This window comes from Streptococcus sp. 4094 (assembly GCF_013277125.1).
Classification (GTDB): domain Bacteria; phylum Bacillota; class Bacilli; order Lactobacillales; family Streptococcaceae; genus Streptococcus.
In genome coordinates this window covers 19,787-29,832 of sequence record NZ_VMMI01000018.1, presented here as the reverse complement: position 1 = coordinate 29,832, position 10,046 = coordinate 19,787, and the positions used below count along the sequence as shown (strand labels likewise).

The 10,046-nt window shown below is 41.3% G+C and carries 12 protein-coding genes; 2 read left to right on the top strand and 10 right to left on the bottom strand.

What is annotated here, in order from left to right:
• Positions 1-56: 56 nt before the first annotated feature.
• The 6 genes from HT721_RS05430 to HT721_RS05405 all read right to left on the bottom strand — a co-directional run bounded on the left by HT721_RS05430 (position 57) and on the right by HT721_RS05405 (position 5,508).
• Positions 57-953 carry a DMT family transporter gene (locus tag HT721_RS05430; protein ID WP_173213651.1) on the bottom strand — a complete coding sequence of 299 codons (897 nt, stop codon included), beginning with the start codon at positions 951-953 and terminating at the stop codon, positions 57-59.
• A gap of 8 nt (positions 954-961) precedes the next feature.
• Positions 962-1,897 carry a serine hydrolase domain-containing protein gene (locus HT721_RS05425; protein ID WP_173213649.1) on the bottom strand — a complete coding sequence of 312 codons (936 nt, stop codon included), beginning with the start codon at positions 1,895-1,897 and terminating at the stop codon, positions 962-964.
• On the bottom strand, positions 1,894-2,619 hold the full coding sequence (locus HT721_RS05420; RefSeq protein WP_173213647.1) for a CppA family protein: 726 nt from the start codon (positions 2,617-2,619) through the stop codon (positions 1,894-1,896). Before HT721_RS05420 ends, HT721_RS05425 begins: the two co-directional genes overlap by 4 nt.
• An 83-nt stretch (positions 2,620-2,702) precedes the next feature.
• A complete protein-coding gene (locus HT721_RS05415) occupies positions 2,703-3,338 on the bottom strand; it encodes an SGNH/GDSL hydrolase family protein (RefSeq protein ID WP_054362574.1) in 636 nt (211 codons plus the stop codon).
• Between the two features lies 1 nt (position 3,339).
• A complete protein-coding gene (locus HT721_RS05410; protein ID WP_173229239.1) occupies positions 3,340-4,167 on the bottom strand; it encodes an HAD family hydrolase in 828 nt (275 codons plus the stop codon).
• Positions 4,168-4,188: 21 nt separating this feature from the next.
• On the bottom strand, positions 4,189-5,508 hold the full coding sequence (locus HT721_RS05405) for a CapA family protein (RefSeq protein ID WP_173218669.1): 1,320 nt from the start codon (positions 5,506-5,508) through the stop codon (positions 4,189-4,191).
• A gap of 188 nt (positions 5,509-5,696) precedes the next feature.
• Between HT721_RS05405 and def the strand changes: the two genes are divergently transcribed.
• Positions 5,697-6,308, top strand: a complete 612-nt coding sequence (def, locus tag HT721_RS05400) for a peptide deformylase (RefSeq protein WP_004260025.1) — start codon at positions 5,697-5,699, stop codon at positions 6,306-6,308.
• A gap of 44 nt (positions 6,309-6,352) precedes the next feature.
• Entirely contained in the window at positions 6,353-7,081 is a 729-nt protein-coding gene (rlmB, locus tag HT721_RS05395) for a 23S rRNA (guanosine(2251)-2'-O)-methyltransferase RlmB (protein ID WP_173229237.1), read from the top strand.
• Positions 7,082-7,119: 38 nt separating this feature from the next.
• On the opposite strand, the gene trxB is transcribed toward rlmB, so the two are convergent.
• The 4 genes from trxB to HT721_RS05375 all read right to left on the bottom strand — a co-directional run bounded on the left by trxB (position 7,120) and on the right by HT721_RS05375 (position 9,942).
• Entirely contained in the window at positions 7,120-8,031 is a 912-nt protein-coding gene (gene trxB / locus HT721_RS05390) for a thioredoxin-disulfide reductase (RefSeq protein WP_173229235.1), read from the bottom strand.
• A 65-nt stretch (positions 8,032-8,096) separates the two neighbouring features.
• Positions 8,097-8,321 (bottom strand): DUF4059 family protein, encoded by a 225-nt coding sequence (locus HT721_RS05385; RefSeq protein WP_000926599.1) that lies wholly within the window; start codon positions 8,319-8,321, stop codon positions 8,097-8,099.
• Positions 8,322-8,398: 77 nt separating this feature from the next.
• Positions 8,399-9,142 carry an amino acid ABC transporter ATP-binding protein gene (locus tag HT721_RS05380; RefSeq protein WP_049511344.1) on the bottom strand — a complete coding sequence of 248 codons (744 nt, stop codon included), beginning with the start codon at positions 9,140-9,142 and terminating at the stop codon, positions 8,399-8,401.
• Complete coding sequence (locus HT721_RS05375; RefSeq protein ID WP_001103446.1) at positions 9,142-9,942, bottom strand: amino acid ABC transporter permease; 801 nt, start codon at positions 9,940-9,942, stop codon at positions 9,142-9,144. Before HT721_RS05375 ends, HT721_RS05380 begins: the two co-directional genes overlap by 1 nt.
• Positions 9,943-10,046 lie beyond the last annotated feature (104 nt).

Below are 10,046 nucleotides of genomic sequence, written 5' to 3'. Positions count from 1 at the left end.
TTTCATTGAGTATAAAATACTAGGCAAAAACTCTCTGTCACGGACAAAGAGTCTTTTTATTTCTCTAAGAGTAAATCTTTCAACGAAATCAAAGTTACAGCAAACAATATCATTGCCATGCCAAGAAAATCAATGGGATAAAATTGTTCATTCATAATTAAGAAGGCAAAGAAAACCGCAGATATTGGCTCAATTGAAGCAAACAAGCTTGACTTAACCGGTCCAATCAGACTGGCTCCCTTTAAGAAGGCTGTATAGGCAAAAACAGTCCCGATAAGGATAATACCTGCAAAAGCAAGGAGAAAATCAAGACTAGTCGGGATATTGGTCTGTAGAACTCCTGTAAAAGGAAGGGCGACCAAACCTGCTATGACCATTCCCACACCGATGACCAAACTGCTCCCCCACTTCTTAATCAAGGCTATGGGTAAAATAATATAAAGGGCGTAAGTCAGAGCAGAAAAGAGCCCCCAGAACAGACCTGCAGGTGTCATAGATAACTGGTCCAACTGCCCATGTGTTGCGATCAGGAAGGTCCCTCCAATGGCTAATATGATGGAAACAATCTCTCCCAGTGTCGGCGCCACCTTATCCTTGATACAGCTATAAATCAAAATCCCGACAGGACAAACGTACTGAAGCACCGTCGCAGTTCCTGCATTGGTTTCCTGAATAGCAGTTAGATAGGCGAATTGGTTGAGGAAGAGACCAATTAGAGCAAAAATGAGAAGAGACAGCAAACTCTTTCTATCCTTTAAAAAGGCCAGCATTTTATCCTTTGCAGTAGCATAAGCCAAGAGCATGAGAATTCCACCAGCGATTAAAAGACGCAAGTTGGTCAAAACCAGAGACGAAATTCCGTGTGCCATCAGGTATTGGCCACTCGTTCCTGACAAGCCCCAAGCAATACCAGCCACAACTGTTAGTAAAGTCCCTTTTAAACTATTTGACATGTCTCTCCTTACTCTTCTTTGCGAATCAAGTCCATCACTTGATTACGGTCTACAATCCACTGAGTTCTCTCATCCTTTTCATAGGTACGATTCGATAGGAAAATAGCCGCTTCTTGCTTCTGACGATTCCACATGATAAAGGTACCTGTATATCCCGTATGGTCTAGCCAATCTCCTTCCAAATTCCATGCTAAAGAACGTTCCTTGTCAACCAAAGGAGAAAAATTTTGACTCAAATCTCTTGCAAAATCATCTGCTAAATAGTGTTCTAAAAAGATTTGTAAATCCTTTACAGTCGAAAATAAACCAGCACTACCTGCATGTCTGCCCAGGAGACGAGCCTTGGGATCATGTACCACGCCAGACTCTACACCTCTGACTGTTGGAACAGCAAGCCCAACAGGACTAAACTTGGTTTCCTTCATTCCCCAAGGATTAAAAACTTGCTCCTGCAAAATCACATCCAAGTCTTGATTAAAGATTCTTTCCAAAATAAAACCCAACAGCAAAAAATGGACATCCGAATAAAGAAAGGCTGGCTGATTTCGTCTATTGAGATGAAACATCGCTTCCTTTAATTCTGAATCTGTTAAAAGATCACGATTGGGAATAAACGGATCAAGGTCTGTAGCGTGAGTTAAGAGCTGACGAATAGTAATATCTGGATAATCACTTTCAGGTAAAAAATCGGTTACTGGTCTGTCAATATCTAATTGACCTCTTTCCCACAAGAAGGTGAAAACAGTACCTACCCCAACAACCTTGCTGACACTAGCTAGGTCATAAACGAGTCCTGCCTCTGTCTGCAAGCCATGCTCTGGGTCACTCTGGCCTAAATAGAACTCTGTCCATTGATGGTCCTTAAAATACGCAAAAGAGGCTCCGGGATAGATCCCTGCCTCGATTTGTTCTTCTATTTTCTTAATAATCTTGGTCCACTTCATACTTCTTCAAACCACAATTCAACATTATTTCGATCTTTACCAAGGAAGAATTTTTCAGACTTAGGAATAAAATATTCGGTAGACTCAAACTTCTGGCGAAGACTTGCTATATCTAGTTCATTGACCAAGAACTTGAGCATAGATAAGTCCCAAGTAACCGTATTATCCACAGTCAAATCTTGCCCCTGAGCTGGTATAAAATCAAGTGATGGCACAATCTCAGATAGTTCCAAGAAACTATCTACATCCGTTGGGAGGTGTAATTCCATAGAAATTTCAAATTTACTTAAAGAAATTGACTCCAGATCTGTTTGAAATTCTGGCTTTTCTCCTACTTCTACTAGACTTGCTCTGTCATCTTCCGCATGAATCAAAATCAAATCATCTTCTGGTGAAAAAATTTCAAAAGCGTAGCCATTTTGCCCCTTATATAATCGATGAATCGAATCTGTCTTAGATAAGAGTCCTTCGATTTCCATGGGATTTTCCACCTTGATAATCAATCTGGCCAGTTTTTTTCTTCCCTCTACCTTACGAGTACGCATACTGGGAGCTTCTTCCAAAACCAGCTTCTCAAGACCTGTTTGATCACCTAGTGACAGAAAGGCTGACTCCTCTAACAAGACCTTCATACCAAGGGTTTCAATATAAAATGTTTCATTTAATTTTCTATTATTAACTTTTAAAGTAGGAATAATCCGTACAATCTGATTTACATTCATAAATTCCTCCGTCACTTTTTATTTTAAAGGATTTTAGAATTTTTTACAAGATATTATGCTCAAATTTAACATTATTTAGCTATTTAGTAAAGATAGTCTTTCAAGGCTTTGGTCAAAACCTGATAACCGGCAACACTGAGGTGCAGCCCATCAGTAGTATAGTCTTTTTTGAGTTGGCCTACCTGATCTGTCAAACTATCAAAAACTGGCACAAATTCTACCTGCATATAGGTAGAAGCAAGCTCTTGATAGGCTTGATTCCATTTCTGAATTTTTTCATTCGTGCGGATATAGACTGTCTGCTTGTACTCCTCTCCCTCATTGACTGGCAAAATGGAAAGCAATTTTATCTCTGCCAGTGGATAATCGCGAGCAATGGATTGAATGAACACTTCGAGATTATTGAGAGCCTCATTCAAAGGCATATCTTTTCCAATATCGTTCGTCCCAATCAGAAGGACAATTTTATCTACTGCTCCACCGTACAGATGCGCATCGAGGTTCTCAAGTAACAGCTCTGTCTGATAACCTCGAATACCTCGATTGACAATCGTCTTTGCAGTCCCAAATAGTTCCTGCAGAGGATAATACTCGACAATGGAATCCCCAATAAAAAGAATGTCTGGCTCTACAACAGAAACCTGATTTAGGTGACGATACTTGGTTTGGATTTTTTCTTGTTCCTTTAGGAGCCAATTTTCTAATAACTGTACTGCCACTTCATTCTCCTTTTTCTAACCAGTTTTCCAATACTTGATAAACTCCTCCTTGGCTATTGGCTGGCGCTAGAGCAGTCGCCACAGCTTTGGCTTTCTCATCAGCATTTTCCATCGCATAGGCAATTCCAGCCATTTCAAGCATTTCAACATCATTTTCACTGTCACCAAAAGCCATGATTTGTTGGGAGGTCAAGTTCCAGCGCTTGAGTAATTCTTCCAAGCCCCATGCTTTATGAATTCCAGCTTGGAGGATATCAATGCAACCATAGCCACTGGATACAGCCCGAACACGGCCATCAAAGAGGTCATTGATTTCTTCCAAGACCGAACTCAAACGTTCCTCACCAACAACCATACTCATCTTGAGCACACCACCAAAGAGGTCAGAGGTTAATTCATCCACAAACTGCATCCGTTGGTAGAATTTTTCAATCATTTCTGGAGTCATAAAACTTTCAAGGTCTGTAAAAATCGTACCTTCTTTGACGAAACCACCCTTCATCCCCGTTACAACAAACTGGTTCTGACACGCTCGACCCTTGAAATGAGCCAAAGCCTTATCAACAATGGCATCATCCCAAGTCTGAGCCTGAATCAGTTCATTGTTTTCAAAAATACGAGCACCGTTGGCAACAACCAGAACCACTCTATTGACCAAGTTCTCCAGTAGTTGCCTCATGCGGTGAATTTCATTGCCCGTCGCGATAACAAAACGAATGCCCCTTTTATCCAACTGATCTAAAATCTTTTCCAATCGTGGGAGATCCAGCTGGCCTCTAGCATCCAGCAAGGTTCCATCCATATCTGTCGCAATTACTTTAATCATCATTTACTTTCCTCTGGATTCAAGCTAATCCCACTTCAATCCCACATGTTCGTTCATTTCTTTGTAGGCTGTATCAATTCGTTCCTTAGTCGCTTCGTCTAACTGGTCACGATGACTACCACCCTCGATAAAATCTTCTAAGATATAGGTTTGGTAATGATATAAAGGATAGCCTTCTGGTGAAAAGGTTCCCTTTGGTGTTCGATTGACCCAAGTAGGATGAGCTTTAGCTGTTCCGATAGTTGTTTTTCTATCCTTCTTCTTAATGGTCACGTCCATAAGAACACCACGTTCAGTCCACTTAGCATTTTCTTCATCTCCCATAGATTCAATCCGTTGATTGGAAATGAAGTTCCCCATTGAATAGATAATGAGTTTCTTGTCTCCATCTTTTTCAACCGTTTCAGATGGTTCCACAACGTGAGGATGCCCTCCAAAGATGATATCCGCCCCCCAATCAATCATCTTGTGATAAAGAGCTTTTTGTTCTTCAGTTGGTTCCAATCGATACTCAACACCCATCTGAGGCATGATAATGGTGATATCTGCTTCCTTTTCCGCCCGTTCAATTTCAGCCTTCATCTTATCTTCGTTTAAATCTGAAAGATAACGATTATAGTCTTCCTGAGAAATATACTGTTCAATTCCATTGAATCCATAGGAATAGGCTAACAGTGCAATCTTGATACCATTCACTTCCTTAATGACCAGCGGAGCCTGATCACGTGGTTCATGCGTATAAACTCCGATTGGAGTGATTCCAGCTTTCTCAATAATATCGGCCGTTGAAATAACTCCCTCAATTTGCGAATCCAAAATGTGATTATGAGCTAAATCCAGCACATGATAACCTGCATCCTTAATGGCATCCATAACTTCAGCAGGAGCATTAAAGAGAGGATAGCCTGCTAAATAATGATCCTTATTAATGGTTCCTTCAAAGTCACCAATAGCTAAATCTGCTTGCTTAAGCCAAGGTGTCACATACTCAAAATTCTCATGAAAGTCATAGGTACCGTCTTCTTTTTTAGCTGAAAAGAAAAGTCCATCGTGGTAGAGCAAATCCCCGTGGGCCATAATTCTGGCAGTTTTTTCCTCTTCCTGCTCCTGAGACTTTTGCTTAGTCCCCTCTTGAGAAATAGTATCTCGTTTTTGACTGGTCAGAGGCATGCCTTGGAAACTTTCAAACAACAAGACCAAGCCCATTGATAAAGCAACTGCTAGCAAGAGTACCGCCACAAATCCTTTATTGCTCCACTTGCGATAACTCCTAAAAAAGTTTACCAGGCCCTTCATAAAACGAAAAGCTAAACCACCCTGATTTCTATCTTGTCTTCTTTGCATCTTCATTCTCCCTACTTTCTTATGCAAGCCTTTTCTTTTTATTATATCACAGATAAGTAATTCTTTCACAATTGAATTGAACTTCCTATCTATTTTTCGCTATCTATTTTCTATAAATCCTAAAGGATATAATGCTTTCAATCCTTGTCATTTTGTGTTATCATGTAGAGGTAATGAAAGGAGAGAAAATGTCTGCTATAGAACGTATTACAAAAGCTGCTCACTTAATTGATATGAACGATATTATCCGCGAAGGGAACCCAACTCTACGCGCGGTTGCTGAGGAAGTCACTTTTCCCTTGTCTGACCAAGAAATCATCCTTGGCGAAAAGATGATGCAATTCCTCAAACATTCCCAAGATCCCGTCATGGCTGAAAAAATGGGGCTCCGCGGTGGGGTTGGACTGGCTGCTCCTCAGTTGGATATCTCAAAACGCATTATCGCTGTTTTGGTACCTAATATTGTTGAAGAAGGCGAAACTCCAGAGGAAGCCTACGACTTGCAAGCTATTATGTACAATCCAAAAATCGTCTCTCACTCGGTTCAAGACGCTGCTCTTGGCGAAGGAGAAGGTTGCCTATCTGTTGACCGCAACGTGCCTGGCTATGTGGTGCGTCATGCTCGCGTCACTGTTGACTACTTTGACAAAGATGGCGAAAAACACCGCATCAAACTCAAAGGCTACAACTCCATCGTTGTTCAGCATGAAATTGACCACATTAACGGAATCATGTTTTACGATCGCATCAATGAAAAAGACCCATTTGCAGTTAAAGATGGTTTACTGATTCTGGAATAAAGAAAATCCCGTTGCAAGACGGGGTTTTGTGTTATAATAGAGGCATGAAAACAAATGATATTGTCTATGGCGTCCACGCCGTTACCGAAGCCCTCCTTGCAAACACAGGAAACAAACTTTACCTCCAAGAAGATCTCCGAGGTAAGAATGTTGAGAAAGTCAAAGAACTGGCTACAGAAAAGAAGGTGTCCATTTCTTGGACTTCAAAAAAATCCCTCTCTGAGATGACTGAAGGTGCTGTTCACCAAGGTTTTGTTCTACGAGTGTCTGAATTTGCCTATAGCGAGCTAGATTACATTCTTGCCCAAACGCGTCAAGAAGAAAATCCTTTGCTATTGATTCTGGACGGGTTAACTGATCCTCACAACTTAGGCTCCATCTTAAGAACCGCTGATGCGACCAATGTTTCAGGGGTCATCATTCCCAAGCACCGTGCTGTCGGCGTTACTCCTGTCGTTGCCAAAACGGCCACAGGTGCTATTGAGCATGTTCCAATCGCCCGAGTAACCAATCTCAGTCAAACCTTAGACAAACTCAAGGATGAAGGCTTCTGGACCTTTGGAACGGATATGAACGGTACTCCTTGCCACAAGTGGAATACAAAAGGAAAAATCGCCCTCATCATTGGAAATGAAGGAAAAGGCATTTCTAGCAACATCAAAAAACAGGTCGATGAAATGATTACCATTCCTATGAATGGACATGTTCAAAGTCTCAATGCCAGTGTTGCTGCAGCCATTCTTATGTACGAAGTTTTTCGAAATAGACTATAAAAAAGTTTCCAGTCATCTGATTGGAAACTTTTTTATGATTAACTATGTTCTGTGATAAATTTATAGGCTTCTTGACCAGCGATAGCTCCATCTCCAACTGCTGTTGTAACTTGGCGAAGGTCTTTCAAGCGAACATCTCCAACCGCAAAAATACCATCAACTGCAGTTTTCATGTGATTATCTGTCACAATCCATCCAGCCTTGTCTTGAATATTCAATTCTTTAACAAAATCGCTAACAGGGTCCAAACCAACATAGATAAAGACACCACCAAAGGCTTGCTCTGTCACTTGACCTGTTTTCACATTTTCAAATACGACAGATTCTACTCGGTTTTCACCCTTGATTTCCTTGACTACAGAATCCCAGATAAAGCTGATTTTCTCATTCGCAAAGGCGCGGTCTTGTAAAACCTTTTGGGCACGAAGTTGGTCACGACGGTGAACAATGGTAACAGTCTTAGCAAAACGAGTCAAGAAGAGGGCTTCTTCGACAGCTGAATCTCCGCCACCAACTACCAACAAATCTTGGTCACGGAAGAAGGCACCATCACACACGGCACAGTATGAAACACCACGACTGTTTAGTTCTTCTTCTCCAGGTACTCCCAAAGGACGGTGTTTAGAACCAGTTGCTACGATAACTGTACGAGTTTCATATGTTTGGTCATCGGTCATCACTTTCTTAAAATCACCATGATCTTGGACATTTTCAACATAAGCATAAATGTGCTCAACACCAAGATTTTCAAGCGGTTCAAACATCTTTTCAGCCAATTCAGGCCCACTAATATTAGCATATCCTGGGTAATTTTCGATATCAGATGTATTATTCATCTGACCGCCTGGCAGACCACCTTCAATCAAGGCTACTTTCAAATTGCTTCGAGCAGCATACAAGGCTGCAGTCACCCCTGCAGGTCCAGCACCGATAATAATAGTATCGTACATATAGATTCCTTCTTTCTTGTTGTAACTATCTTTATTCTAACTCTTTCTTGTCAATCAAGCAAGGATTATGCCTTGAAAACAAGAATTAAACTCATAACCGCAAAGGATAATACTGGAACAACCAAGACTCCAATCATAATCATATCATAGAGATGGGCTTGGCGAGCCTTGGCTGTCTTATCAACTCCCGACATGGCTCTCAGTCCAATCCAAATCCCTAAAAAAATCAGGACGAGGATGGTGGTCAAGATCAAACTCTCGAAATATAAAGAAAATAGTTGCAGTAGCATGATTTCTCTCATTTCTTTCTTTTTTAAAGAGTAAACTCAGCTAGTCCAGCTAACTGAGTTTTCCTTTATCTATTATATCAAATATAAGTCCGTTTGTAACTAGCGAAGAATTCTTTTGTCCGCTCTTCTTTAGGATGGTGGATAATCTCATCCGGTGTTCCAGACTCGATGATTTTCCCCTTATCTAAGAAGAGAATCTTATCAGCCACTTGGGCTACAAAGGACATGTCATGACTGACCAAAATCATGGTCTGACCTGACTTAGCAGCATCTGCAATAGACTTTTCTACTTCACCGACCAATTCTGGGTCAAGGGCTGAAGTTGGTTCGTCTAAGAGCAAGACATCTGGTTTCATGGCAAGAGCACGTGCTAGGGCAACCCGTTGCTTCTGTCCACCTGATAAATGGCGAGGGTAATGGTTTTCACGGTCAGAAAGCCCAACCTTAGCCAACTCTTCCTTGGCAATCTTGGTTGCTTCTTGGTCAGATAATTTCTTGACAACAAGCAAGCCTTCTTTCACATTATCAAGTGCCGTGCGGCGTTCAAACAAATTAAACTGTTGGAAAACCATAGACAGCTTACGGCGTAGGGCAAGGATTTCTTCTTGAGTGATCTTAGAAAAATCAACAGAGAAATCATCAATCTGAATCGAGCCACTGTCAGGTGTTTCAAGATAATTGAGACTGCGAAGAAAGGTTGATTTTCCAGCTCCTGAAGAACCAATCAAGGCTACAACTTCCCCTTTTTGAATATCCAAGTCCAGATGATCCAAGACAGTCTGTCCTGAAAAGGATTTGCTTAAATTCGAAATCTTAATCATTAACGAAGGTCTCCTTTCACATCTGTTTGCACTGTATCAGGTGCAGAAATAGCCATTTTTCTCTCGATGAAACGACCGAGGCTTTCAATTCCGATATTGACTACCCAATAAACAAGGGCAACGGAGATAAAGCGTTCAAAATAGCGGTAATCAGCTCCACCCAAAATCTGAGCTTGGGCAAAGACTTCCACAACGCCCGCACTGAAGGCTAGGGAAGTTCCCTTGGTCAAGCCGATTAGGGAATTGATTAAGGTTGGAGTCGCCACAACTGCTGCATTTGGAATAATCACTCGACGATAAACTTGTGCTCGGGTCATGCCCAGACTGCGTGCCGCCTCAATCTCACCAGGATTAACTGAGAGAATGGCTGCACGAATGGTTTCACTAGCATAAGCTGCCTCATTAAAGGCAAAGGCGACAATCGCAAAAGCAGCAGCTGGAATCGCATTGATATTGAGACCAGTGCCCCATTGCTGATTGAGGGCTTTCAAAGCCAAAGGAATTCCGTAGTAGGTCAACATTAGTTGCACTAAAATCGGTGTCCCTTTTAAGAAACTAACAAAGAAGGCCTGCAAGGGATATAAAATCTTAACACGATTGATCTTCACAATGGCAAAAAGAAGCGCCAAAACCAAGCCAAAAAAGGCACCACCAATTGTCAACATAATCGTTGTTGGAAGTTGTTGGACAATTCTCGGGATTCCATCAAAGACCGAACGCAGGCTAAACAGCTTGCCATCCGGAATCAATTGCATCAAGTTTTGGTACCAATCTGATGCTAAAATCGTTGTAACATTCATAAAAACATCCTCTCCTGATAATGATTCATTCTACCATACTTCTGCCGTCAATGAAATTATTTGCTACGGTCAGATACAGACTTTGTCTACCTACTAGTTTATCA